Origin of the sequence: Hymenobacter negativus (assembly GCF_017571495.1) — a bacterium.
Taxonomy (GTDB): Bacteria; Bacteroidota; Bacteroidia; order Cytophagales; family Hymenobacteraceae; genus Hymenobacter; species Hymenobacter negativus.
Map to the genome: position 1 here is coordinate 412,193 of NZ_JAGETZ010000002.1, position 24,370 is coordinate 436,562.

General features: G+C 60.2%; 21 protein-coding genes. 15 read left to right on the plus strand and 6 right to left on the minus strand.

All coding sequences use genetic code 11. The features are described from left to right. Nucleotides 1–90 precede the first annotated feature (90 nt). The 8 genes from J4E00_RS05980 (at nt 91) to J4E00_RS06015 (ending at nt 8,922) form a co-directional block, all read left to right on the plus strand. The gene (locus tag J4E00_RS05980; RefSeq protein WP_208174417.1) at nt 91–759 is read left to right on the plus strand and encodes an ABC transporter ATP-binding protein; all 669 of its coding nucleotides are present in this window, start codon (nt 91–93) and stop codon (nt 757–759) included. Nucleotides 760–771: 12 nt separating this feature from the next. Further along, entirely contained in the window at nt 772–939 is a 168-nt protein-coding gene (locus J4E00_RS05985; protein WP_208174207.1) for a hypothetical protein, read from the plus strand. Further along, nucleotides 921–2,183 (plus strand): ABC transporter permease, encoded by a 1,263-nt coding sequence (locus tag J4E00_RS05990; protein ID WP_208174208.1) that lies wholly within the window; start codon nt 921–923, stop codon nt 2,181–2,183. Before J4E00_RS05985 ends, J4E00_RS05990 begins: the two co-directional genes overlap by 19 nt. Nucleotides 2,184–2,344: 161 nt before the next feature. Further along, on the plus strand, nt 2,345–3,544 hold the full coding sequence (locus J4E00_RS05995) for an ABC transporter permease (protein WP_208174209.1): 1,200 nt from the start codon (nt 2,345–2,347) through the stop codon (nt 3,542–3,544). A 143-nt stretch (nt 3,545–3,687) separates the two neighbouring features. Further along, nucleotides 3,688–4,395 (plus strand): head GIN domain-containing protein, encoded by a 708-nt coding sequence (locus J4E00_RS06000; protein ID WP_208174210.1) that lies wholly within the window; start codon nt 3,688–3,690, stop codon nt 4,393–4,395. A 184-nt stretch (nt 4,396–4,579) separates the two neighbouring features. After that, the gene (locus J4E00_RS06005) at nt 4,580–5,968 is read left to right on the plus strand and encodes a sigma-54-dependent transcriptional regulator (protein ID WP_208174211.1); all 1,389 of its coding nucleotides are present in this window, start codon (nt 4,580–4,582) and stop codon (nt 5,966–5,968) included. A gap of 152 nt (nt 5,969–6,120) precedes the next feature. Further along, the gene (locus J4E00_RS06010) at nt 6,121–7,434 is read left to right on the plus strand and encodes a sensor histidine kinase (RefSeq protein WP_208174212.1); all 1,314 of its coding nucleotides are present in this window, start codon (nt 6,121–6,123) and stop codon (nt 7,432–7,434) included. 120 nt (nt 7,435–7,554) lie between these two features. Beyond that, the gene (locus tag J4E00_RS06015) at nt 7,555–8,922 is read left to right on the plus strand and encodes an ammonium transporter (protein WP_208174213.1); all 1,368 of its coding nucleotides are present in this window, start codon (nt 7,555–7,557) and stop codon (nt 8,920–8,922) included. Nucleotides 8,923–9,005: 83 nt separating this feature from the next. Here the strand turns inward: J4E00_RS06015 and J4E00_RS06020 are convergent, their stop codons facing one another. The 3 genes from J4E00_RS06020 to J4E00_RS06030 all read right to left on the minus strand — a co-directional run bounded on the left by J4E00_RS06020 (nt 9,006) and on the right by J4E00_RS06030 (nt 14,312). Then, nucleotides 9,006–9,713 carry an SAM-dependent methyltransferase gene (locus J4E00_RS06020; RefSeq protein ID WP_208174214.1) on the minus strand — a complete coding sequence of 236 codons (708 nt, stop codon included), beginning with the start codon at nt 9,711–9,713 and terminating at the stop codon, nt 9,006–9,008. Nucleotides 9,714–10,111: 398 nt separating this feature from the next. After that, the gene (locus tag J4E00_RS06025; protein WP_208174215.1) at nt 10,112–12,868 is read right to left on the minus strand and encodes a PQQ-dependent sugar dehydrogenase; all 2,757 of its coding nucleotides are present in this window, start codon (nt 12,866–12,868) and stop codon (nt 10,112–10,114) included. A 661-nt stretch (nt 12,869–13,529) separates the two neighbouring features. After that, nucleotides 13,530–14,312, minus strand: coding sequence for an alpha/beta fold hydrolase (locus tag J4E00_RS06030; protein WP_208174216.1), 783 nt, complete (start codon nt 14,310–14,312; stop codon nt 13,530–13,532). Between the two features lie 104 nt (nt 14,313–14,416). On the opposite strand from J4E00_RS06030, the gene J4E00_RS06035 reads away from it, so the two are divergent. From J4E00_RS06035 to arfB, 5 genes are all read left to right on the plus strand, one after another. Further along, nucleotides 14,417–15,853: a carbohydrate porin gene (locus tag J4E00_RS06035; protein WP_208174217.1), complete on the plus strand. Its 1,437-nt coding sequence runs from the start codon at nt 14,417–14,419 to the stop codon at nt 15,851–15,853. Nucleotides 15,854–15,906: 53 nt separating this feature from the next. Continuing rightward, a complete protein-coding gene (locus tag J4E00_RS06040) occupies nt 15,907–16,503 on the plus strand; it encodes a Uma2 family endonuclease (protein ID WP_208174218.1) in 597 nt (198 codons plus the stop codon). 79 nt (nt 16,504–16,582) lie between these two features. After that, nucleotides 16,583–17,299 carry a head GIN domain-containing protein gene (locus tag J4E00_RS06045; protein ID WP_208174219.1) on the plus strand — a complete coding sequence of 239 codons (717 nt, stop codon included), beginning with the start codon at nt 16,583–16,585 and terminating at the stop codon, nt 17,297–17,299. Between the two features lie 290 nt (nt 17,300–17,589). Then, a complete protein-coding gene (locus J4E00_RS06050) occupies nt 17,590–18,537 on the plus strand; it encodes a 3-oxoacyl-ACP synthase III family protein (protein ID WP_208174220.1) in 948 nt (315 codons plus the stop codon). Between the two features lie 140 nt (nt 18,538–18,677). After that, on the plus strand, nt 18,678–19,082 hold the full coding sequence (arfB, locus tag J4E00_RS06055) for an alternative ribosome rescue aminoacyl-tRNA hydrolase ArfB (RefSeq protein ID WP_208174221.1): 405 nt from the start codon (nt 18,678–18,680) through the stop codon (nt 19,080–19,082). A 224-nt stretch (nt 19,083–19,306) separates the two neighbouring features. On the opposite strand, the gene J4E00_RS06060 is transcribed toward arfB, so the two are convergent. Both J4E00_RS06060 and mgtE read right to left on the minus strand, forming a co-directional pair. Beyond that, nucleotides 19,307–20,050 carry a hypothetical protein gene (locus J4E00_RS06060; RefSeq protein WP_208174222.1) on the minus strand — a complete coding sequence of 248 codons (744 nt, stop codon included), beginning with the start codon at nt 20,048–20,050 and terminating at the stop codon, nt 19,307–19,309. Nucleotides 20,051–20,102: 52 nt separating this feature from the next. Then, nucleotides 20,103–21,479: a magnesium transporter gene (gene mgtE, locus J4E00_RS06065; RefSeq protein ID WP_208174223.1), complete on the minus strand. Its 1,377-nt coding sequence runs from the start codon at nt 21,477–21,479 to the stop codon at nt 20,103–20,105. A 284-nt stretch (nt 21,480–21,763) separates the two neighbouring features. Between mgtE and J4E00_RS06070 the strand changes: the two genes are divergently transcribed. Both J4E00_RS06070 and J4E00_RS06075 read left to right on the plus strand, forming a co-directional pair. Next, entirely contained in the window at nt 21,764–22,579 is an 816-nt protein-coding gene (locus J4E00_RS06070; protein WP_208174224.1) for a cyanophycinase, read from the plus strand. A 213-nt stretch (nt 22,580–22,792) separates the two neighbouring features. Further along, nucleotides 22,793–23,848: a toxin-antitoxin system YwqK family antitoxin gene (locus J4E00_RS06075; RefSeq protein WP_208174225.1), complete on the plus strand. Its 1,056-nt coding sequence runs from the start codon at nt 22,793–22,795 to the stop codon at nt 23,846–23,848. 75 nt (nt 23,849–23,923) lie between these two features. Here the strand turns inward: J4E00_RS06075 and J4E00_RS06080 are convergent, their stop codons facing one another. Next, a complete protein-coding gene (locus J4E00_RS06080) occupies nt 23,924–24,283 on the minus strand; it encodes a YraN family protein (RefSeq protein WP_208174226.1) in 360 nt (119 codons plus the stop codon). Between the last annotated feature and the right edge of the window lie 87 nt (nt 24,284–24,370).

Genomic DNA, 24,370 nt, shown 5'->3' on the forward strand with positions numbered 1-24,370 from the left:
TAAATCCTTTTTTATCTCATGGAAAATCTGCTCGCCAACTCCCCCGAACATCGTACGCAGCCGGCAGCAGTGCCGAACGGCGCCACACCCGTGCTCCAGCTCACCAACATCGAAAAAGTGTACCAGACCAAAACCATCGAAACGGTGGCGCTCAACCAAGTGAACCTGACTATCAACCGGGGCGAGTTCGTGTCCATTATGGGGCCGAGCGGCTGCGGGAAATCCACATTGCTCAGCCTGATGGGCTTGCTGGACGAGCCCAGCAGCGGCACCATTGAAGTGGACGGCCGCGCCGTGACCTCGTTCTCCGATAAGGAGCTGGCCAACCTGCGCAACCTGAAAATCGGCTTCGTTTTCCAGAGCTACCACCTGATAAACGACCTCTCGGTGGTGGACAATGTGGAGGTGCCGCTGCTCTACCGCAAGGGCATGAGCGGTAAGGAGCGCCGCCAGCGCGCCCTCACGGCCCTCGACAAAGTGGGGCTAAGCGCCCGCACGGCCCACTTTCCCGGCCAGCTCTCGGGCGGGCAGCGGCAGCGGGTGGCCATTGCGCGGGCCCTGGCTGGCGGGCCGGAAATCATTCTGGCCGACGAACCCACTGGCAACCTCGACTCGGTGATGGGGGAGGAGATTATGGAGCTGCTCATGGACCTGAACCGCCGCGACGGCGTGACCGTGGTGATGGTGACCCACGACGAGCAGCAGGCCCTGAAAACCGAGCGCGTCATCCGCTTCTTCGACGGCAGCCAGGTTAGCTAAGGCACTGAACTGATGAATCCGCAACGCTGGACGTGGGGCCTGCTGCTGGCCGCCCTGGGCGCGGTGTTAGCCCATCGGCCGGCCCCGCCGCTCCAGCCGCCGTTCGTGCCGGCCCGGCCCACTTACTTTTTTCTGCAATTCCACCTTTCGCCTGCTTCACCATGCTCCGTTCTTACCTGAAAATTGCCTGGAAGGTGCTTATGCGCCGCAAGTTCTTCACCTTCATCAGCCTGTTTGGCGTGAGCTTCACGCTCATGATTTTGCTGGTGGTAATGGCCATGTTCGACCATTTGGTGGGGCCGGCCGCGCCGGTGAAGCGCGTGGACCGAATGCTGTTCGTTAACGTCATTCGGCACCAGATGGTGGACGGCCATGGCTGGATGAATATGCCGGCCAGCATTCACTTCGTGGATGACTACGTGCGGAAGATGAAAACGCCGGAGAAGGTGGGCATTACCACTACCTCGGCCAATGCTACAGCTTTCACAAAGAGCAAGTTGCTGGCGTTGGATATGTCCTATACCGATGGCAACTTCTGGCAGATTATGGACTTTGATTTTGTGGGCGGGCGAGCTTTCACACCCGAGGAAGTGAAGAATGCGCAGCAGGTATGCGTGCTGAACGAGGCTACTGCCCGCGCCTATTTCGGTAGCACCGACGTAGTGGGGCGCACCATCGAAATCGACCTGAAGCGCTACCGCGTGGCTGGGGTGGTGCGCAACGTATCGGCGGCCCAGATATATGCTTATGCCGACGTGTGGGTGCCCTATACCCTGAGCCCCGAGTTCTACAAGGACAACCGCTTGGGTGGGGAGTTTCTGGTGCTGCTGCTGGCGCCCTCAGCGCAGGCCCTGCCGGCTGTGCGCGAAGAGTATCAGCAGATGCTGAAGCGGGTAGAAATCCCAAATCCGAAGGAGGTGAAAGCCATTTTCTCCTACGCCGACCCTATGCTGGCCGGATTCACAAGGGCCCTGCTCAATCATAATGACCAGACCGTGGACGATGACAACCTCACGTCCTTCTACTTGATAGTAGGTGGGCTGGCCTTACTATTCATGCTGCTGCCCGCTCTAAACCTGGTGAATCTCAACGTAACACGCATTTTGGAGCGCTCCGGCGAGATTGGGGTGCGCAAGGCCTTCGGAGCGGCCGGCTCCGATTTGGTGAGCCAGTTTCTGGTCGAGAACCTAGTGCTCGCCCTGGTGGGCGGCCTGCTGGGTCTGGGCCTGGCGGCCGGCGCACTGGCTCTCGTGAACGAGGCGCATCCCGTGGCCTATGCCCACTTTAGCCTGAGCTGGCGGGTGTTTGGCTGGGGCATGGTGCTCACCCTGCTCTTCGGCCTGATGAGCGGCGTGTACCCCGCCTGGAAAATGTCGCGCCTGAACCCCGTGGCTGCCCTGCGCGGCAGTGGGGAGCAAAAATGATAGGGTGACGGTAGGGCAAGAGAACGTCATGCAGAGCGTAGCATCTTGCCCGCGGTCACTAATTCCATATCGTGAGGACGTCGTTGATTACTGGTGGTGGGCGAGATGCTTCGCTGCGCTCTGCATGACGGTCCTTTTACCCTATTTCCCATTCAATCTCCATGCTTCGCCATCTCTTTACCCTCATCTGGAACCGCAAGCGGGCCAACCTGCTGCTGATTTCCGAAGTCTTTTTCTCGTTCGTAGTGCTGTTTGGAGTGGGCGCGGTGCTCATCACCGTCGGCAAAAACTATCTGGCTCCGCATGGTTTCAACTACGAGCAGGTGTGGCGGCTGGAAGTGCGCGCCGGTCAAGGCTCGAAGATGCCCCGCGCCGAGCTCGACGACGTGCTGCGCCAGGTGAAAGCCCTGCCCGGCGTGCAAACCGTGGCTCTGACCAGCGGCAACGTCCCGTTCATTTTCAGTGTGAATAACTCGGAATTTGCTTACAAGGGCAAGAAATCGCCGGTTACCAATAATTACGACGCTGACGACCACTACGCCGAAGTCATGCAGATGCACCTGCGCGAGGGCCGCTGGTTCGCACAAACCGATGATGGCAGCAATCACCGCCCAGTCGTCATCACCCAGGACCTGCGCGAAAGCATGTTCGGCGATGAGCCGGCGCTGGGTAAAATCTTCACCTACGGCGAACCTGGGAAAGACCCCAAGCCCGAAGACGAGTTCCAGGTGATGGGCGTGGTCGACAACGTGAACATGGAAAGCGACTTCTCGGCGCCCATCCCTGCCGTGTGGAAACGCCTCATTCCCTTCGACACCACCCACTGGGAAACGGCTAATGTGCTGGTGCGCGTGGCCCCCGGCGAAGGCGGCATACTACAGGAGAAAATAGCCCGCACCGTGGCTGGCGTCACCCGCCAGTGGACCACCGAAGTGCGCGTGATGGACGATGACCGCCTGCACCGCCGCATGTTTACGCTGGTGCCGGTGGTGGGCCTGTGCCTCATGGGCCTGTTCCTCATCATCAACGTGGCGCTGGGGCTGTTTGGGGTGTTGTGGTACAACATCAGCCAGCGCCGGGCCGAGATTGGGCTGCGCCGGGCTATGGGGGCCACGGGCGCGGGCATCGGCTGGCAGTTTTTGGGCGAGATGATGGTGGTCACCACTTTTGGCGTGGTGCTGGGCAGCCTGCTGGCGGCGCAGTTCCCCCTGCTCAATGCCTTCGACCTGCCCGCCCAGCCCTACGTGCTGGCCATTGGCGCGGCGGCGGGGGCAGTATACTTCATCACGGCGCTGTGCGCGTGGCAGCCCAGCCGGCTGGCAGCGGCCATTCAACCGGCAGTGGCGCTACGGGAGGAGTAGCGAAGTGCTTGCTGAGTTGAAGTATTTTTAGGCACGCTGTAACGAAGCGAGGCCCACGCCGGTAGCCGGGCAACCGGAGGCGCCCGATGCGCATCTGCATCTTTATAAACCCTTTCAACACTCACCTTTTTTCTCGCAGCTTTATGAAAACCCTCACCGCTTTCGCTCTGCTCTGGTTGCTGGCATTGGTGCCCGCCTTCGCCCAAATCAATCCGGAGGTGCGCTCCGTGGGTGCCTTCCGCGCCCTGAAAGCGTCCGATGGCATCATTGTTACGCTCACCTCGGGCGCCACCCAGCGCGTGGAGGCCAGTGCCGACACGCCCGAGTTCCTGGCCCGCATCAAAACCGAAGTGAGCGACGGCGTGCTCAAAGTGAGCTTCGACCACAAGCTGAATGAGGCCTGGAGCAAAGACAACCGCCCGCGCAACCTGCGCGTGAGCATCGTGGCCGCCCCGCTCACGGGCATCGATGCCAGCAGCGGAGCCCGGGTTGAGGTGAAAAACGCCTACGCTGCGGGCAACTTCAACTTGGAAGCATCGTCGGGTGCCGTCATCTCTGCCCCCGAGCTCACGGCCAACAGTGTGCAAGCCAGCGTGAGCAGCGGAGGCGTAGCCAGCCTCGGCGGCAAGGTGCAGAGCCTGAATGTGCATGCTTCCAGCGGCGGCGTATTCAAAGGCCAGGACGTGGAGGCCGCCACCTGCGACGCTAATGCTTCCAGCGGCGGCACCATTGCCGTGGCCGTGCAGGAGAAGCTGACCGCCAATGCCTCCAGCGGCGGCGACGTACGCTACGCTGGCTCGCCGCAGCTCACCAAGCACACCAGCAGCGGCGGCACCGTTAAGAGCCGCTAAGCCGCTCACAGCGACCTGACCCTTCCGCACTTCAGCAGCGTGCCCCCAACGGACGCAAGCAGGCTTCCGCACTTCAGCGGAATACCCCCAGAGGACTCAGGCTGGCTTCCGCACGTCCGCCGGGGGCACTCCGCAAAGTTGCGGAAGCGCCATTGCCCTTTTTCACCACCACCTTTCTGCAATCATGGTACTCATCATCGACGACGACCTAGCCATCCGCACGTCGCTCAAGCTGCTGCTGAAGCAGGCCAGTTACCCCGCGCAGGCGGTGGCCGGGCCCACCGAGGCGCTGGCCATCGTGCGCGAAACGCCGCCCCGGCTCATGCTGATGGACATGAACTACTCGCTCGATACCACCGGGGCCGACGGCCTGGGCCTGCTGCGCCAGGTGAAGGCGCTGGCCCCGCAGGTGCCCGTCATCCTCATCACTGGCTGGGGCAGCATCAGCCTAGCCGTGGAAGGCATGAAGGCCGGCGCGGCTGAATTTATCACCAAGCCCTGGCACAACGAGGCCCTGCTCCAGACCATCCGCACCGTACTGGCCATGCAGGAAACGCCTGCCGGCACCGACCCCGCCGAGGCCCCCGCCCGGCAGCGCCGCCAGCTGGACCAACAGTTTGCCTTCCGCGACATCATTGGGCAGGATGCGCAGCTGCTGCACGTGCTGCGTCAGGTGGGCCAGGTAGCCGCCACCGATGCGGCCGTGCTCATCGAGGGCGAAAGTGGCACCGGCAAGGAGCTGGTAGCCGAGGCCATCCACCGCAACAGCCAGCGGAAAAACCAGGCCTTTGTGAAGGTGAACCTGGGCGGCATCTCGTCTTCTTTGTTTGAAAGCGAGATGTTCGGCCACCGCCGGGGAGCCTTCACTGATGCCAAAACCGACCGGGTGGGCCGCTTCGAGCTGGCCAACGGCGGCACCATCTTCCTCGATGAAATCGGCGAGCTGGAGCTGGCCAGCCAGGTGAAGCTGCTGCGCGTGCTGCAAGACCGCACCTACGAAGTGCTGGGCGACAGCAAGCCGCGCCGCCTCGACATCCGCGTCATCGCCGCCACTAACCGCAACCTGGCCGAGATGGTGCAGCAGGGCCGCTTTCGCGAAGACCTGTTCTACCGCATCAACCTGATTTCGGTGCGCCTGCCCGCCCTGCGCGAGCGCCCGCAGGACATTCCCCTGCTCACCCAGCACTTCGTGGATAAGCTGCGCGCCACCTACCAGCGCCCGGCCCTGAAAGTGAGCACCCGCGCCCTGCACTGGCTGCGCGAGCAGGCCCTGCCCGGCAACATCCGCGAGCTGAAAAACCTGGTGGAGCGCGCTGTGCTCGTCAGCGGCAAAGAAGAGCTGGGCCCCGACGATTTCCAGGCCAACGCCCAGCGCCTGCCCGCTCACCAGCCCCAGCCCGGCGAGCTGCCCACCCCCGGCACCATGACCCTCGACGAGTTGGAAGCCCAAATGATTCGGCAGAGCCTGGCGCACTACGAGGGCAATATCAGCCGCGTGGCCAAGGCGCTGGGCCTGAGCCGGGGCGCGCTCTACAGAAGATTCGAAAAGCACGGCATCCCGTACGACGAGTAGGCCCCGAAACGTCCATCGCCAATAGAAAAGAACGTCATGCTGAGCGCAGCCGAAACATCTCTCCCGCAGTAGTAATCAGATTGACTATTGCACGCGAGATGCTTCGGCTGCGCTCAGCATGACGTTCTTTTATAGTCCGCCGCTCCTATATCATGTCCCTTCGCCTCCAGTTCCTCCTTTTCGTCACCCTCATCCACGCCGTGCTCATTGTGCTGGCGTGGCAGCTGCGCACCACCAACCTGCTGCTCTTTTTCGGCAGCGAAGTATTGTTGATAGCCAGCATCATCCTCGCCGTGCGGCTGTACCGGGGCTTTGTGCGGCCCTTTGAGCTCATTGCGGCCGGCACGGCGGCCATGCAGGCCAAGGATTTCAGCATGAAGTTCGTGCCCGTGGGCCAGCGCGAGATGGACCAACTCATCACCGTCTATAACGACATGATTGATGCCCTGCGCCGTGAGCGCGTGAGCCAGCACGAGAAAAGCTTCCTGCTCGAACGCCTCATCCAGGCCTCGCCCGCCGGCATCCTCGTCCTCGATTTCGACGGCCGCATCGAAAGCGCCAACCCCGCCGCCGAGCGCATGCTGGACCAACCCGGAGCCGCCCTGCCGGGCCAGCTGCCCACCGAGCTGCCCGGCGCCTGGGGCGCCGCCCTGGCCGACCTGGCCGAAGACCAGCCGCAGGCCCTGCGCCTCTCGGGCTTGGCCACCTACCGCGCCCACGCCGCCCACTTCCTGGACCGGGGCTTCACGCGCCGCTTCATCCTGCTCGAAGAACTCACCCAGGAGCTGATGCAGCAGGAAAAGCAAGCCTATGGCAAGCTCATCCGGATGATGTCGCACGAAATCAACAACTCCATCGGTGCCATCAACTCCATCCTGCACAGCTTCGGGCACTACGCCCCCCAGCTAGCCGCCGATGACCAGCCCGATTTCACCCAGGCCCTCGAAGTAAGCATTGCCCGCAATACCCAGTTGGCCAACTTTATTGCCAACTTCGCCCACCTAGTCCGGCTGCCCGCCCCCGCACTCCAGCCCACCGATTTGCACGCCCTCCTGCGCGGCATCTGCCGCCTGTACCAGCCCCAGAGCGAAGAGCGCCGCATCCAATGGCACCTGAAGCTAGCCCCGTCCCCGCTGGTCATCAGCCTCGACCCCCAGCAGCTGGAGCAAGCCCTGCTGAACGTGGCCAAAAATGCCCTCGAAGCCATCGACCACGACGGCAATATCTGGGTGCGCACCACACTTGACCCCCCCACGCTCACCATTGAGAACGATGGGCCCACCCTCACGCCGGCCGTCAGTCAGCAGCTATTCACGCCCTTCTTCAGCACCAAGCGCGACGGGCAGGGCATCGGCCTCACGCTGGTGCGCGACGTGCTGCTGGCCCACGGCTTCCAGTTTCAACTGGCCACTAATCCGGCGAAACGCACGGCTTTCACCATTGCCTTCAGGAAGGAAGCTGCCTAAGGAAATAGGTATCTTGGTTGTGCTAAAGGGGATTTTTTTTATAAGTGCCCTCTGAAATTAATGGGGAACAGAGAAAATCGTAGCGTAAATTAGCAGGGCAGCCCTAATTTTACTACCGTTATGACTCGTAAACAATATTTAGCGACGGCCTGCCTGGGCCTCATTCTATTATTGGCTGGCATTGCCGCCTTCCTGCCCCAAAACCACCCCGACGCCAAGCCCGACGCGTTCAACCCCGCCGACCTGGCGTGGATGCTGTCGGCTTCCGGCCTCGTGCTGCTCATGACGCCGGGCCTAGCCTTCTTCTACGGCGGCATGGTGAGCAAGCGCAACGTCATTTCCACCATGCTTCAGAGCTTCATCGCGCTGGGCGTGATTTCGATTCTGTGGTACGTGGTGGGATTTTCGCTGGCGTTTGGCGACAGCATCGGCGGCGTTATCGGCAATCCGATGACGTTTTTTATGTTCAATAACGTGGGCACTGCCCCCCACGCCCGCCTGGCTACCAACCTGCCCCTGGTACTCTTCGCGGCCTTCCAGCTGAAGTTTGCCATCATCACGCCGGCCCTTATCAGCGGCGCCTTCGCCGAGCGGATTCGGTTCTGGGGCTACCTGCTGTTCATGTGCCTGTTCAGCCTACTCATCTACTGTCCGCTGGCCCACTGGACCTGGCACCCCGATGGCTTCCTGTTTAAATGGGGCGTGCTCGATTTTGCGGGCGGCACGGTGGTGCACATCTCGGCCGGCTTTGCGGCGCTGGCTGGTGCGCTGGCCCTGGGCCGCCGCCACAGCCACCTCGAAGGCCACACCCACATTCCGCCCAACGTGCCGTTCATCCTCATCGGCACGGGCCTGCTGTGGTTCGGCTGGTTTGGCTTCAACGCCGGCTCGGCCCTGGCCGCTAATACCACGGCGGTGCAGGCGTTCTTCACGACACACATGGCCTCGGCCGCCGCTATGCTCACATGGATGATGATTGAGGCCGTGCGCGGACAGCGCCCCACGGCGGCCGGCGCGGCCATTGGTGCGGTGGTTGGCCTGGTGGCCATCACCCCGGCGGCGGGCTACGTGAGCTACGGCCCGGCGCTGTTCATCGGTGTGGTATCGGCCGCCATCAGTGCCGGCGCGGTTGATTTGAAGAACAAAACTACCCTCGACGATACCCTCGACGTATTTCCCTGCCACGGCGTGGGCGGCATCGTGGGTATGATTCTCACGGCGGTGTTCGCCAAAGACGGCGGCCTGGTTACCACCGGCTCCTGGGTGCTGCTAACGAAGCACCTCGGCGCGCTGGCCTTCATCTCGGTCTTCACCTTCGGCGGCTCCTACCTGCTCTACAAGTTCACCAACCTGCTCATCCCCATCCGCGTCAACGCCATGCACGAAGCCGACGGCCTCGACCTGAGCCAGCACGGCGAAACCGTGCTACCCGCACCACACGAGCACCTGCCTGTAAGTGAGCCCAAGTTTGTAGTGCGGGCTTCGTAAAAACGTGTACCCCGAATTTCCAATTTGGCTCGTTGGAACGGTGAGGTTCTAGCATGCCGAATTGGAAATTCGGGGTACACATTTTACATCCCCAGCACAAATACCGTCGGAATCTTGTGCAGCTCCGGGGCGGGCAGGCGCTTCCAGTCCGCTACCTTCAACGTCTTAATGAATTCGCCCGCGCCCGTCACGTCAGCGGCCACGCACAGGCGGGTCCCGGGCTGCAAGTGCGCCAGCAAATCGGTAAACAGCGCCCCGTTGCGGTACGGCGTCTCGATAAATAGCTGCGACTGCTGCCGCTGCTGCGCCTCTTTTTCCAGCGCCTTAATGGCCGCCACGCGCGGCGCTTTCTCAATGGGCAGATACCCGTGAAAGGCGAATTGCTGGCCATTAAGGCCTGAAGCCATGAGCGCCAGCAGCAGCGACGACGGCCCCACCAGCGGCACCACGCGCAGGCCCTGCTGGTGCGCCTCCCGTGCCAGCGCCGCGCCGGGGTCGGCGATGCCAGGGCAGCCCGCTTCGCTCAGAATGCCGGCATCAATTCCTTCTTTCAGAAGGGGTGTCAGGGCAGCCTTTACTTCTGCGTCGGTGCTGTCTTTATCGATAACCACGAAGCGGATGTCCTCAATCACACGGTGTGGAGCCACGCTTTTCACGAAGCGGCGGGCCGTGCGCGCATTCTCTACCAGGAAGTAGGGGAGAGCCGCCACCGCCTGAATGACTTGCGGCGGCAGTACCTGCGAAGCCGTGTCATCGGCGAGTGGTGTGGGAATGAGAAAGAGGGTTGACACTTAGCTAGTGTGAGAAGGAGAAGTAAGAGCGAGAAAATGCGCGTTCAATAAGGAAGTGCGAAATTAGGGTAGTTCTCACCTTCGTGTAGGCTCTGGAAAACATTGCACCGCTCTTCGAATACCGGGTACCTGCGGAGAGCAAAAGTATTCGTGCGATGAAAGCATTTCAACCAGCTATGCCCGCAACTAAAAATATTCAGTTACAGATTCAGTGCTAACAACGGCTTCAACTAACGTCAAAACAAAACCCTATTGTCGGTCGCTCGACCAGCAATAGGGTTTCATTACAATTAGTTGACCAGCACTGCCGGGCACTAGCTTGACGGCCTTGTGTGCTTCGCCATTATAGCCGGCAGCAGTAAGGCTATCGGACATTAACCGAAGTAGGAATAGCCTTATCAAGGGTTCACGACCAGGCGGTTGTTGGCCACGGCTTTTCCGTCCACCACCAAGCTATACAGGTAGACGCCGGCGGCTAGGTCCTGGCAATTGAGTTGGATGCGGCCTGTTTCATTGCCCCCCACGTCAACGCTGCGCCGCAATTGGCCTTGTAGATTATAAACCTGGATAGAGGCCTGCTGGCTTTTGGCCGGTAGTTGAAAGTTGACGGTCGTTTGGGCGCTGAATGGGTTCGGATATGCCGAGAGAGCGTTTTTCACCGCGAAGGCATCCTGCGTTGTCGCCGTTCCGCCGCTTGCTGAACGGTTCGCGGCCACCGGGTAGAGCTTCCAGCGCTGGCTATTGCTGGTGTTAGCCACGATGCTCACGGCCCGGGTCACGCCGCTCAGCGGGCCAATGTCCAAGCGGTTGCCCACGGCACACTGCGGCTCGAATCCGTAAATGCCATTACCCAAAGCAATTGCCTTCCAGAACTGGTTGGTTCCTCCGTTGCTGGTGTAGGACTGCACGGCGGCATTGTTGCCGGCGCTACGGCCTGCCACGTCCAGGCGTTTGCCAAGGGCGTGTTGCGGCTCCAGTTCGTAGATGTCGTTGCCGCGGCTAATGAATTTCCACTGCTGGTTTTTTCCTCCATTGCTTTGATACAATTCGACAATGGCTTGGTCGGCGGTGCTAAGAGACCGCACGTCCAGCCGTTGTCCCAGGGCGTGCTGCGGTTCGAGTTCATACACGCCGCCGGCCGTGATGCCGCCCCCCGTGACGGGAACAAACGTGGCGGTGAGCGTGGTGTTGGTGGCTGGGGTGGAGATAGTGTGCACACGGGCGCCGCCATCGGACCAGGATGCGAATGCGTAGGTAATGCCGTTTACCGTCTGGGGCGATGCGACTTCGACAGCCCGCAGAATCCCACTCACCCCCGTGAACGAAAGCGGTGCCGTGGCAGCGCTGCCATCCAGCTTCACTGCCAAGCCGGCCGGGCTGGTTGCCAGGGTAGTGGTGGAAGTCACGGGAATAATGTCGCGAGAAACCGTATTGGTAGCGCCCTGCGCATCAACGACCGTCAGGAATATTCTGAACAGGACGTTGGCGGAGGTTTCCATTTCGACCGGGATGGTGAAGGTGCCGGCGGTGGCGCCCGTGGTGGGTTCCAGGGCCGGATGGCTATGGGTCGGAGTATCGAAGTGATACAAGTCAATTTTCCAGGTGAAAGCGCTGGCAGGTAGTGTGCCATCTTCGCTGTCGGTTCCTGTGCCGGCAAAGGAAATGACGTCGCCACCCGAATACGTTTGCCCGGCCGCCGGGGTCGTGATGGTGGCGACGGGCGACTGGTTGTTGATTACCGTTAGGGTGGCTTCGCTGCTGGTAGCCGTGCCCGCCGAGTTGCTGACCACTACCCGGAACCGTGCCCCACTGTCGGTCAGGGCCGGGTTCGGCAACGTGTAGCTCGACGTATTGGCGCCCGCAATGGCAACCCCGTTGCGTTGCCACTGGTAGGTGGGGGTCGGGTTGCCAGAAGCCAGGATGGCGAACGTAACGGGCTGCCCAATGGAAGTGGACTTGTTGGTGGGTTGCACGGCGATGACCGGCAGGCCATTGCCGGTGTAGTTTACCTTCCATACCACGCCGTTGGTGCTCGAAGTGTTGGCCTCATCCGAGCCGCCGCTGAGGCCGCCGCGGGCGATAAAATAAAAGGTGCCGTTGCGGCCCACTGCCACATCCAACGGGCGGTCGATGCCAGTTGCGAAAGTCGTCACGGCTTTGGTGGACAAGTCAATGGTCTTAATCCAACCGTTGCAATAGTCTCCAAAAAAGTACTTGCCCACGTACGAAGCAGGAAAAGTGGCCGTGGTGGGGTTGTAAAATGCCCCGGCCGTGATGGAGCAGCCGGAGCTGTGGCTGTAGGCGTAAAAAGGGTCCTGGTAGTTGGTGGGTGGCGTTTGGGTCGTCCTTACGCCCTCAATGCCGGGCCAGCCGTAGTTTTTGCCAGCAATGCCATCGTTGATTTCCTCCCAGGCACTGTTGCCCACGTCGTTGATGAAAAGCCGGCCGGTGCCGGGTTGGGCCGCCAACCGGAATGGATTGCGCAGGCCCAGCGCCCAGATGGCCCGGTTGATGCCCGTGGCCGAGGTGTAGAAAGGGTTGCTGGTCGGAATGCTGCCATCCGTATTGATGCACAGTATCTTTCCCTTCAAAGTGGTGAAAGATTGCGCGTTAGCCGCAACAGTATTTTCGCCGACGGAGATAAAAAGCTTCCCGTCTTTTATGGCCAGCCCGCCCCCGTTGTGGTACCCAACGGGGCCCAGCGGGTCGATGTTGATAAGCACCAATTCGCTCCCGGCCACGGCCAGGTCGCCGGAGGCCGTGAAGCGGCTTACCCGGTTGTTGCTCACAGTGGCGCTGGCTTTGTAGGTGTAATACACATACACGTACCCGTTGCTGCTGAAGTTCGGGTCCACCAGCACCTTCAGCAAGCCCCTTTCGTTGAAATTATCCACGTTGGGAATGGTAATGAAAGGAGTAGGAAGCAAGACATCGTTCTTAATGATTCTCACCCGTCCGCTTTTCTCGGCCAGAAAAATGCGCCCGTCAGGGGCCACGTCCATGCCCACAGGGTCGAGGCCAGTGGCAATTTGCACGCCGGCAAAGTTGGTTGGAAAAGTTTGCGCCCACACCAGGCGCGGTGGCAGGGCGAAAAGTACCACAAGCAGCGCAATGGCCTTGCAGCAAAGGCGGATAGATTGAAGCATGTTTTTCATAGGCTTGTTGGGAGTTGAAAGGGTAAAGTGTAGGTAGTTACGGCTGAAATCCTCCCACTCTCCAAGCTGATGCAACAGCAGGAATCAGTGGTTTTGAAACATGGTGCTGGTGGCTATGACTATTTGAGTTGTGCAACTAGGGGCTGGAACCAGTCGTGCGGTAAGGGGCCTAGCCGAATGGGTTGTCGGCACTTGTAGGCTGGGGAAGTATCAGGAAAGCGCTGCTGGTCGGAGAAGAAGCAGCCTTACGGCTTCATCTGACAGACCGGGCGGTACTTCATTTCACTCAGCCTGAAGTTCAGAAATGCGGGTACTAACTTTTCCTGCACGCTGAAAAAGCCAGGTGCTGAAATATGCGAAGTGGCTGGAAAGAGTTGGGCTCTTGCCGCTGTTCTGGCTTGAGTGCCCTTCGGTAATAAGGCTAAAATGCGTGCGAACACCCGGCCCGGAACTGGCCGTTAGGAGATATAATAATACGAATTATTAATCAATTCGCTCTGCCCTTAAAGATGTAGGTCCTCAGCGCTTTGAATCTGCCCTTGAGGGTAATGCCTTAATCCGGCAGGCGTTCTAAATAGATACGCGGCCCCGTTTTCGTGCTTGGGTACCGACTGGGTGCCTGAGCGCGAAAACGGGGCCGACCTACTCTATAATAATGCGCCTAAGCGCCCACGAAGGCCTTCACCATCCCAAATATTTCCTCCGGCTTCTCGGCATGCACCCAGTGCCCGGCATCGACCACCGTCGCCACCTGCGAGTTGGGAAATAGCGCCGGAATGCCGGTCATTTTATCCTCCGCTGTGATGTAATCTGACTTGCCGCCCCGGATAAACAAAGCTGGCTTTAGGAATGGCGTCGCGCTAATGGTCTCTTCGCCAATAGCCGCTAACTGGGCCGCTAATACCGGGAGGTTGATGCGCCAGGCAAAGCTGTTGTCCTCCTGTCGGTACAGGTTTTTCAGCAGAAACTGCCGGACGCCTACACTGTGGATGTGCTGGGCCAGCGCCGCGTCGGCCTCCTGTCGGTTGGTGATGGTGGCAAGGTTGACGGATTGCAGACCGGCCAGAATTTCGTCCTGATGCTCCATGTTGGAAAAGCGCGGGGCAATGTCGAGCACGATGAGTCGTGCCAGACGCTCGGGGTAGTCGAGGGCGAAGCGCATGGCTACTTTGCCGCCCATGCTGTGGCCCATGAGCGTGGTTTCGGCCCCAAGCTGCAGGTAGTCGAACAGGGCTAGCACATCCTGCGCCATGAGCGCATAGGTGTGCTCGGGCGAGTGGAAGGAGCGGCCGTGGTTGCGCAAATCGACGCTAATCACGCGCAGGCCGGCTTCAGTGGCCCAGCGCCGCGCCAGGGTTTGCCAGTTGTCGAGGGTGCCAAACAGGCCGTGGAGGATAACCAGGGGCTGGCCCTGGCCTTGGTCGAGGTAATGAAGCAAAGGCATGATGCAAAAGTACGGCCTGCACCGGGCTGCGCCGATGCAGGCCTGCAAACGTGTACTTCATCAAAGCGACACCTGGCAGCACGGAGCTTCGCCGCTCTATTCAGATGCGCTACTGTCCTAAGCGCTTTATTTTCATCGTGCTGAAAACCCGTCTTGCCTTATTGGCGATAGCCAGCGGACTGCTCTGCGCCGGCCAGGCCCGTGCCCAGGTCACGCCACCCGGAGCTGCTACACCGCCCGTTCCGCCCAATGCCGCCTCGGCCCAGGAGCCCATGCACCAGCCCAGCGAAGCGCCCCGCAACTGGAGCCTGCACTTCCAGCAGACACTCATTGACCAGTGGCACAATGACCTGACCACACCGTATGCCGGCAACTATAGCCTAGCCGACCGCGAATCGGCGAAGCTTTCCTTCACCAGCACGCTTTTCATTGGGCGGCGGCTGTGGAAGGGGGCGGCTCTGTATTTCAACCCGGAAGTAGCTGGCGGCAGTGGCCTGAGCGGTGCGCGCGGCGTGGCCGGCTTCACCAACGGCGAAACGTTTCGTATCGGCGACCCGGCTCCAAACCTGTACCTGGCGCGGCTCTATCTGCGGCAGGTATTTGCGCTGGGTACGGCTACCGATGTGGACCTCGACGACCTCAACCAGTTGGCCGGTACCAGTCCGCAGCGCTACTTCGCTGTCACGCTGGGCAAGTTCAGCACCGCCGATTTCTTCGACCAGAATAGCTACTCGCACGACCCGCGCACCCAGTTCCTGAACTGGAGCCTGATGAGCGCCGGGGCCTGGGACTACGCCGCCAATACCCGCGGCTACACCGTAGGTGGCGTGTTTGAGTACGTGACGCCCGGGTTCACGGTGCGCTTCGGCTCCACGCTCATGCCCACGCTGGCCAATGGCCCCACGCTGGACTTCCACTACGGCACAGCTCACGCCGAAACCTTGGAGCTGACCAAAACCTACCACCTCAACGGCCGGCAGGGCACCATCCGGGCGCTGGGCTTTCGCAACGTAGCGGCTATGGCTACCTATAATACCGCCATCCGACTGGCCCAGCTTATCGGCGAGCAGCCCGATGTGACGGCTGTGCGCCGCGACGGCCACACCAAGGTGGGCTTCAGCCTGAATGCCGAGCAGGAAATTGCCAACAATGTGGGGCTGTTTGCCCGCGTGAGTTACAACGATGGCAAGAACGAAACCTGGGCTTTCACCGAAATCGACCACAGTGCCAGCCTGGGGATTGCCAGCACCGGCGCCCGCTGGCAGCGGCCCGACGACCGTCTGGGCGCGGCCATTGTAGCCAACGGCATCAGCCCCGAGCACCGTGCCTACCTGGCCGCTGGTGGCTACGGCTTCATCGTGGGCGATGGCGCCCTGAACTATGGCCTGGAGCAGATTGGGGAGGTGTACTACAGCTTCGCACTGCCGCAATACCATGCGAGCATCAGCCCCGATTACCAGCTGGTTATCAACCCTGCCTACAACCGCGACCGGAGCGGGCCGGTGCATGTGGTGGCCATGCGGCTGCATGTAGAGTTTTAGAAGGCGGACGGAGCCGACCTGTATCTTTACAGAAACCCGTTCGGCCCTGAATTATGTCTGCAATCACCTCGCTATCGCAGCTTGACCCAACCAAAACATACAGCTACGCCGACTATCTGACCTGGAAGTTCGACGAGTTTGTGGAGCTCATCAAAGGCAGGCTTATGCGGCCGATGGCGGGGTCTAGCCGACTTCATCAGGTGTACTCGTTGAACATTGCTGCTGAGATTCGGCAGTATTTGAAAGGAAAGCCCTGTCAGGTTTACGTGGCTCCTTTCGACGTCCGCCTGAATACTGCTGGCGTCAATGGTGACCAGGAGATTACGACCGTGGTGCAGCCCGATATCTGCGTCATCTGTGACCGGACCAAACTTGATGACCGCGGCTGCGTAGGGTCGCCGGATTGGATTGTGGAGATTCTGTCGCCCGGCAATACGGCCCGCGATACCAAAATCAAGTTCGACCTCTACGAGGAAAGTGGGGTGCTGGAATACTGGATTGTATTTCCGGGGGTGAAAACGGTAGCGGTATATGTGTTGGAGGGAGACCAGTACCAGCTGGCGGGCGAGTTCTACGAGCCCGGTCCCATTCCGGTGCGCATCCTGTCAGGCCTGGAGCTGGAGTGGAGTGAGGTATTTGCCGAAGCATAAATAATGCAGGCAACCCCTGTAACGTTGCGGGCATCATTGCGGTAATCGTGGCTAATCATTCACCTTTCTCCTTTTTTCGATGGCTCTGCAACAAACCAAAACCCTCTGGACCAACCTACTGCTTGCAGTGGGGATGTTATCGTCCTTTATAGCCGCCCGGCCTGAAACTGAGCGCGAAACCCGTTCGGTGGGGGCATTCACCGAGGTAAACCTGGGCGGTTCGGCGCGGGTAGTGCTCAAGCAGGGAAGCCCCCAAAGTGTCGTGGTTGAGGCCAGCCCGGAAGCTTTGGCCGAGTTTGAAACGGTGGTGAATGGCGGCCAATTGCGGCTGGCCAACCGAAACAAGATGGGCAATTACAAAGACCAGGGGCCTGTTACGGTATACATCACGGCGCCCAGCCTGACGGCGCTACGCGTGGGCGGTTCGGGCAAATTTGAGGTCAATGGCCCACTGAAAGCCGATGCTATGAAGCTGGATGTGTCGGGTTCGGGCAAGCTGCAAGTGCCACAGCTCACGGCCAGCAGCCTCGAAACCAACCTATCAGGTTCCGGCGACTTGCTGGTGGGCGGAACCTGCCCGCGCCAGCAGCTCCGCATCAGCGGCTCGGGCCAAGTGAAAGCCCACGACCTGAAATCTGAAACCTGCCAGGCCCGCATCAGTGGCTCGGGCGATGCCCATGTGTACGCCAGCCGCTCGGCCGATGCCAGCATCTCGGGCTCGGGCAGTGTGTATGTGGCCGGCGGCGCACAGCTTAGCAGCTCGGTGCACGGCAGTGGTCGCATTGTGAAGGAGTAGGTGCGTTTTGTCATCCAGCGCTTGCGAAGGCATGCGCACCGAAGAGCAGTTCGCGGTAAGTCGGTTCACTGCGAACGTGGTAAGGTCCTTCGCGAGCGTTGGATAACAGGTAGGAAAGGCATGATGACAGACGGTGCCGGCCTGCATGATGCAGCACGTCAACACTGACAAATAGCGCCTGGTGTATAAGATTTAGGCATATTACCAAGCCAGCCCGACCGCCGGCGGCTGGGAGGCGTACCTTTGCCGGGCCGAAAGGCCCGCTTACGTTTTCCACCCAATACCATTCCGTGTACCTTCATCATGTGGCGGCCTACCTTCCGGAGGCCGTCGTCACCAATGCTCATTTCACCCGTCTGAATGGCCTGGCCAGCGAGTGGATAATTGAGCGCACCGGCATCCAGGAGCGTCGCAAAGCGGCCCCTGGCGAAAACGCCAACACCATGGCCATTGCCGCAACCCGCGCCGCGCTGGCTGCCGCCCCCGCCTTTGCTCAGAATAGTGTCGACCTTATTGTGGCTGGTACCTATACGCCGCACGATACCATCTTTACGGCCGCGCATGCCGTGCAGCGCGATTTGGATATCAACGAAATCCCGACCGTCAGCATCTCTTCGGCCTGTTCGTCATTGCTCAATGCGGTCGAAATCGTGGAGGGCTACTTTGCCATGGGCAAGGCCACCCGTGCCGTGGTGGTAGTGAGCGAGCACAACACAGCCTACAACAACGAGGAAGATACCATGGCCGGCCACCTCTGGGGCGATGGGGCGGCGACGCTGCTCATCAGCAAAGAGCGCATCAGCCCCGATGACCTGCACATTGCCGAGGTCATCACCGGCGGGGCTGCCCCCGTGAGCAAGGCCGATGAAGCCGTGACCCTAAAACCAGTGGAGCGTGGCATCGTGATGCCATTTGGGCGCGATGTGTTTCAGCAGGCCTGCACCTACATGGCCCGCGTGACGCAAACGCTGCTCGACAAACACCACATCCCCACCGAGGAGCTCACCTACCTTATCCCGCACCAGGCCAACCTGCGCATCTCGAAAAACGTGACCAAGTCGCTGGGCCTCGACCCGGCCCGCGCCGTGAGCAACATCGAGCGCCTCGGTAACACGGGCTGCGCCGGTGCTGCCATTGGCCTAGCCGAGGTGTGGGACACTATCAAGCAAGGCGATAGAATCATCATCACCGTCTTCGGCGGCGGGTACTCCTACGGGGCGATGCTGCTGAACAAATAAGAACTGAAACGGCCGTCATGCCGAACGCAGCCGAGGCATCTCGTGGGCAGCAGTAATCCGACAGAAAGGATTAGTGGTGACACGCGAGATGCCTCGGCTGCGCTCGGCATGACGTTCTTTGTGTAATAATTCTTACCTCCATGCTACCTCCCGCTGCGGCCTTTCTGCCCGAAATCACTTTCCAGACCAGCCGAGCCAGCGGGCCGGGTGGGCAGAATGTGAACAAGGTAGAGTCGCGGGTGGAACTGCGCTGGCACCTGATGGATTCGCAGGTGCTGACTGACGAGCAAAAGGCCCTGATTCTGGAGAAAGTCGGCAACCAGCTCACGGCCGAGGGCCTGCTGCTGGTAGTGGCACAGGACGACCGCAGCCAGTTCCGCAATAAGGAGCTGGCCCTGGCCCGGTTTCATGAGCTGCTGGTGCGCAGCCTGCGCCGGCCCAAGCCCCGCAAGGCCACCAAGCCCAGTAAAAGCGCCGTGCGCAAACGCTTGGAGGGCAAGAAACTTCAGGGAGAGAAGAAGGCCAGCCGGCGCAAGCTGGAATAAGAGCCGGCAAAGCCATCGCAACACGTGGCGGTAGGCATGAGGGGTGTGGTTACATGGCTTACACGTGTGTGTAATGGCTGTGGGGGGTGTGGCTACATGCCTTACACATGCGTGCGATAGGTACGGGGGGTATGACTACATGCCTTACACATGCGTGAGATGGGGTCGGGCACAGTGGTAATGTGGCCCGCAACGTATTGCGATGAAATAAGGGAGTGGCCCGGCTAGTTCAAATCCAGCCCAAACAGCACCCCAAACCAAGGCTTGTGCTGGTACACCCAGTAGCTGCCATCAGGCCCAAGCAATTGGTCGATGCCTGCTGCCACGCCAATGTTGAAAGCCCGGGCATCGTAGATGGTGGCCAGCCCGCCGTGCAGCACTACGCCTTCGTATTCGGTGGTGCTCGGACGCGGCCCGGTTACATCGGCGGTAATGAAAGTGGAGCCCGCCCCCACAAACGCGCCATAGCCCAGGCCCGTGGCTCGAATGTGCGCCGTGGGCCCAAACGGGGTGCTGCGCTTGGTGCGGAGGGAGTAAAAATCGAGCCGTCGCCCTACGTAAATAGCGGCGTTGAAATTGGTGTTGAGTTGCACCGGCACTCCCCCCTGCGGCGGCCGCACCTTAAAAGGAATGGTAAACACATCAAGGTCGAGCCGGCGTCGCAGTAACACCAAATGCCGGTCGGGGCGCAGGTGGTAGTGGATGGTGACGGGAGCCCCCGCAGGCACATCCGGGGTGAGAAGCAGCGTATCGGCCCGTTGCTGCACGTAGAGCTGGGCCGGTAGCCGGACTACCAGCGAGTCGGAAGCTTTGCGCCTCACCACGCGGTAGTAGTCATCATCGAGCTGGGTGACGTGGCCCACCACAGCACAACTGCTCAACGCCAGTGTACTAGCCAGCAGCAGGTGCGGTACAACTAAGCCACGGCACAGCATCAGGCGGGGGCGATGATTTTTCCAGAACGTCATTTACAGCCCGTTATGCAGCGCATAGATAAGTAGGCCCGACGGGCTGGAAACGCTACAGCAGCGTGCCGCGCAGCAGCAGCAGCGCCACGGTGAAGTAGATAATCAAGCCCGTGACGTCCACCAACGTGGCTACGAAGGGGGCCGAAGACGTGGCCGGGTCCAGCCCCAGCTTCTTAAGGATGAGCGGCAGCATGGAGCCTGCCAATGAGCCCCATAGCACAATGCCCACCAGCGCAATGCCCACCGTGAGGGCTACCAGCACCCAATGCTCGCCATAAATAGGCGTGATGCTTTGCCAGATGGCAATGCGCCCGAAGCCCACAAAACCCAGAATCAGTCCCAGCGCCAGGCCCGTAATAATCTCGCGCCGCAGCACCCGCCACCATTCGCCCAGCGTGAACTCGCCCAGCGCCATGGCCCGGATAATGAGCGACGTGGCCTGCGAGCCAGAGTTGCCGCCCGAGCTGATAATCAAGGGCACAAATTGCATCAGCACAATGGCCTTTTGCAGCTCTCCTTCGAAAAACTGCATGGCGGAAGCCGTGAGCAATTCGCCCAGAAACAGGATTACCAGCCAGCCTGCCCGTTTCTGCACCAGCCGCATGAGCGGCATGGTGAGGTAGGGCTCGTCGAGGGCTTCGGAGCCGCCGAGCTTCTGCATGTCCTCGGTGTCTTCCTGCTCCCGGATGCTCAGGATGTCATCAATTGTCACAATGCCGAGCAGGATGCCTTGGTCCGACACCACGGGCAGAGCGTTGCGGTCGTTGCGCCGGAAAATATCGATGGCCTCTTCCTGGTCCTGGTTGGCGGTGAGTTGCACGAAGCGGCGGTCCATCAGCTCGCGCACCCGCACCGTGGGCGCGGCCAGCAGGAACTCCCGAATGCGAATGTCATCAATCAGTACGCCGTGGGCATCGGTCACGTAGAGCATGCTCAGCGTTTCGGACTGCCCGCCGTGCTGCCGGATGTAGTCGAGTACCTGCTGCACCGTCCAGTTCTCGCGGATGGCAATGTAGTCCGGCGTCATCAGGCGGCCCACCGAGTACTCGGGGTAGCCCAGCAGCTGCAAGGTCACCTTGCGCTCTTCCTCCGAGAGGCTTTGCACAAGCTCGGCCACGAAGTTGGCGGGCAGAAATTCCAGCAAGGCCGTGCGGTCATCCGGCGACATCTCGTTGAGGATGTCGGCCATCTTGTCCTGGGCCAGGTTATCCAGAAAGTGACGCTGCACCTCCAAATCAAGGTATTCAAACACCTCGGTAGCCAGCTTGAGGGGCAGGAGCCGGAAGATGATGAGCTGCTCCCGGTCTTCTTCGGCCTCAATCAGCGTTACCAGCTCCGAGGGCTGGAAATCGCGGAGCAGCTGCTTGAGCTTAAAAAATTCGCCCTCCTGAATCAGGGACGTGATGGTTTCCACGGTCTGCGGCTGCATGAAAAAAGAGGGGAGGGGAGATGCTTCGCTAGGCAAGCGGGGTTGATGGAGAAAATAAGCCCCACAAAAGTAGGGCTAAGCCGGCGGTAAACGAGTATTGAAACCGGTAGAAAGAGCAATACCTCCGTCAAGCTGAACGCAGCAACGGACCTTCGTCCGTTTGAACAGTTTGCCATAAAATCAATTATTGCGAATAGGAGAAGGTCCTTCGCCGCGCTCAGCAGGACAGCGTATAGCATCGTTCTAGCCCGCCGCCCCATCTTGCCGATTCAAACCCTGCCCTTATGCCCGCCGAATCCCCATCAGCCGCTCCCTTGGGCACCATTGCCGTGCTCGGCGGCGGCGACGACGACCGGTTTATCGCCTGCCTGGCCGGCCTCTTGGCCGACCGCAACGCCCCCATCGAAGTGCTAACCACGGCCACCCGCCGCCAGCCCGCCCGCACGGCCGCCGCCTACGCCCACTCGTGGCACCAGCTGGGCTGCCCGCACGTGCGCCACCTCCAGGTATGCGAAGACTATCCGGCCGACGACCCCGAAACCCTCCAGCGCCTACGCCGGGCCACGCTTGTATTCATGAGTGGCGGCGACCAAGAGCGCATCATCGATTTTTTGCTCGGCACCGAATTTCTCTCCATCCTCAAGCACAAATACCAGACGGAAGCCGGCTTCATCCTGGCGGGCACCAGCGCCGGCGCCTCCGCCGTAGCCGAATTCATGCTCGTGAACGGCCACGGCTGGCGCAGCCTGCTCGCTGGCCATATTGAGGTAAAGCCCGGCCTGGGCCTGCTGCCTGGCGTGCTCCTCGACCAACACTTTGCCGAGCGGGGCCGCTACCCGCGCCTCATGCACGCCGTGCTGGCCCAGCCCACCCTGTTGGGCATTGGCCTGAGCGAAGAAACCGGCCTTATTATTCGCCACGGTCAGCCCGCCGAGGTGTTTGGCGAGGAAGCCGTAGTGGTAGTAGATGCCGCCAGCCTCACGCACAACAACCTGCCTAACCTGCCCGAAGACGAAGTAATCAGTGCCCATAACCTGCGCGTGCATTTGCTGGTGAAGGGCCAGCAGCTGGACGTGGCCGCACGCACGGTTGGGGTGTGAGGGTCGGAGTCGTCCGTTATCCTGAGCGGCACAAAGGGCCTTACCACTGCTGAGCGGTTTGCAGTAATTTTAAACGGCGTACCTATGAGGGGGCCTGCGCGCCACTCAGCATGACGAATGCCGCCATATCCTTCCACCCCAACCGTCTCACCCCGCCGGGCACCAAAGTCCTATACCTTTGCGTTGATGCCCCGAAAATATTCCGTGCGATTCATGCGTATCTCTCGTTTGTGGCTGCGGCCGCTGCGTTTCCTGGGTTTGGCACTGGTGCTGTTCACGCTTTTGCCGTGGGCCTGCACCCGCAAAACCGTTTCCTTTAACAGCACCCCCGAGCAGCCCATTGCGGCCGTGCTGGTATCCGATACGCTCACACACACCAGCGACTCCCTCAATGGCAAGCCCTCACTGAGCACCGCGCGCAAGGTGGTGCTTACCAAAGAGCAGGAAAAAGCTGCTAAGGATTCGGAAAAGGCCGACCAGCGCAAGTCCAAGAAGAAGAAAAAGAACGTCTTCCTGGGCGAGAAGATGAAGAAGGCCTTTGCCAAGTCAGGCCCGAAAGGACGCAACCAGATTATCGAAATCTTCTACTACCTCAAGTACCCCCGGCCGCTTGCCGACTATGCCCCGGCGCATTACTATTACGACACCAAGAAGCATAAAGTCCTGAAGCTGGCGGCCATTGATGAGAACATGACCTCCCTTAAGGTGCTGCATGGCCCTTATAAGAAGATGCAGAACAATAAGGTGCTCGAAACCGGCTATTACGCGCTGGGTACCCGCCACCTGCGCTGGGAGCGGTTCGATAAAAACGGCGTGCTCCTGGCCAAAACCCACTACGAAATGGGCTTCCCACGCGACGCCAACGTGAGCTACTACGGCGAGGACCGTGCCAAAATCAATGAAGTGGTGCCTTACGTAAATGGCAAACTGGAAGGCGACTACGCCAAATTCCTCCTCAATGGCCAGCCCGACTGGCGCGGCCAGTTTGAAAATGGCAAGCGCGTGGGCACCTGGACCAAGTTCTGGGGCTTCCGGGGCCGTCGCCGCTACGAGTACCAATACGGCGAAACCGGTTACGACCCTGAAGTAGCCGAGCCGGAGCTCATTCGCGAATACAACCGCGATGCCAAGCTGATTTACGATAAAGAGAAGAATATTGACACCCGGGGCCAGGCTGATTCTCCCACTCGTCCTAATCAGAGCCGGCCGGGCTACACGCCCCGCACCGTGCCCAAGGCCGCCCCAAAAGTGACGCCCAAGCGCCGGTAAAGAGAATGGTGTAAATGCGCGGCTAATGGCAAGGCAAGAACCTTCCCATTAACCACATCACTTCTTCCGTGTTGTTCAATAAAACGCATCCTCAAATTGCTCGATGCGAAAGCCCTGGCTGAGCAAGGTCAGGGCCAGAATGTCGAAACGGATGTCGCCGCGCCAGTCCATTTCCTCCTGCAACTGCGTGGCCGCAAGGCGAAACAGCTCCTTCTTGCGCTCTGATACAAATGTCTCTGGCGTGCCAAACTGACTGGAAGAGCGGGTTTTAACTTCGGCAAACACGAGCAACTCATTGCCGCGCCGGAGCACTAAATCGACTTCGGCCCGGCCGTGCCGGTAACCGCATGCCAGCACCTCAAATCCCTGGGCCTGGTAGTAGTCGGCGGCAGCCTGCTCGCCGGCCCGACCTAGTTCATGAGGAGCATGGGCCATGTGCAACAGTTGAGTGAAAGAAGTATTGGGAGTGCTGGTAGTCCGTGGCGGATGACTATAAGCCAAGGTGAAGGGGGATAATCCAAC

Coding starts and splice junctions, on each gene's coding strand:
- J4E00_RS05985 (WP_208174207.1), top strand. CDS start 772: ATGAATCCGCAACGCTGGACGTGGGGCCTGCTGCTGGCCGCCCTGGGC.
- J4E00_RS05990 (WP_208174208.1), top strand. CDS start 921: ATGCTCCGTTCTTACCTGAAAATTGCCTGGAAGGTGCTTATGCGCCGC.
- J4E00_RS05995 (WP_208174209.1), top strand. CDS start 2,345: ATGCTTCGCCATCTCTTTACCCTCATCTGGAACCGCAAGCGGGCCAAC.
- J4E00_RS06000 (WP_208174210.1), top strand. CDS start 3,688: ATGAAAACCCTCACCGCTTTCGCTCTGCTCTGGTTGCTGGCATTGGTG.
- J4E00_RS06005 (WP_208174211.1), top strand. CDS start 4,580: ATGGTACTCATCATCGACGACGACCTAGCCATCCGCACGTCGCTCAAG.
- J4E00_RS06010 (WP_208174212.1), top strand. CDS start 6,121: ATGTCCCTTCGCCTCCAGTTCCTCCTTTTCGTCACCCTCATCCACGCC.
- J4E00_RS06015 (WP_208174213.1), top strand. CDS start 7,555: ATGACTCGTAAACAATATTTAGCGACGGCCTGCCTGGGCCTCATTCTA.
- J4E00_RS06025 (WP_208174215.1), bottom strand. CDS start 12,868: ATGAAAAACATGCTTCAATCTATCCGCCTTTGCTGCAAGGCCATTGCG.
- J4E00_RS06030 (WP_208174216.1), bottom strand. CDS start 14,312: ATGCCTTTGCTTCATTACCTCGACCAAGGCCAGGGCCAGCCCCTGGTT.
- J4E00_RS06035 (WP_208174217.1), top strand. CDS start 14,417: ATGCGCTACTGTCCTAAGCGCTTTATTTTCATCGTGCTGAAAACCCGT.
- J4E00_RS06040 (WP_208174218.1), top strand. CDS start 15,907: ATGTCTGCAATCACCTCGCTATCGCAGCTTGACCCAACCAAAACATAC.
- J4E00_RS06045 (WP_208174219.1), top strand. CDS start 16,583: ATGGCTCTGCAACAAACCAAAACCCTCTGGACCAACCTACTGCTTGCA.
- arfB (WP_208174221.1), top strand. CDS start 18,678: ATGCTACCTCCCGCTGCGGCCTTTCTGCCCGAAATCACTTTCCAGACC.
- J4E00_RS06060 (WP_208174222.1), bottom strand. CDS start 20,050: ATGACGTTCTGGAAAAATCATCGCCCCCGCCTGATGCTGTGCCGTGGC.
- mgtE (WP_208174223.1), bottom strand. CDS start 21,479: ATGCAGCCGCAGACCGTGGAAACCATCACGTCCCTGATTCAGGAGGGC.
- J4E00_RS06070 (WP_208174224.1), top strand. CDS start 21,764: ATGCCCGCCGAATCCCCATCAGCCGCTCCCTTGGGCACCATTGCCGTG.
- J4E00_RS06075 (WP_208174225.1), top strand. CDS start 22,793: ATGCGTATCTCTCGTTTGTGGCTGCGGCCGCTGCGTTTCCTGGGTTTG.
- J4E00_RS06080 (WP_208174226.1), bottom strand. CDS start 24,283: ATGGCCCATGCTCCTCATGAACTAGGTCGGGCCGGCGAGCAGGCTGCC.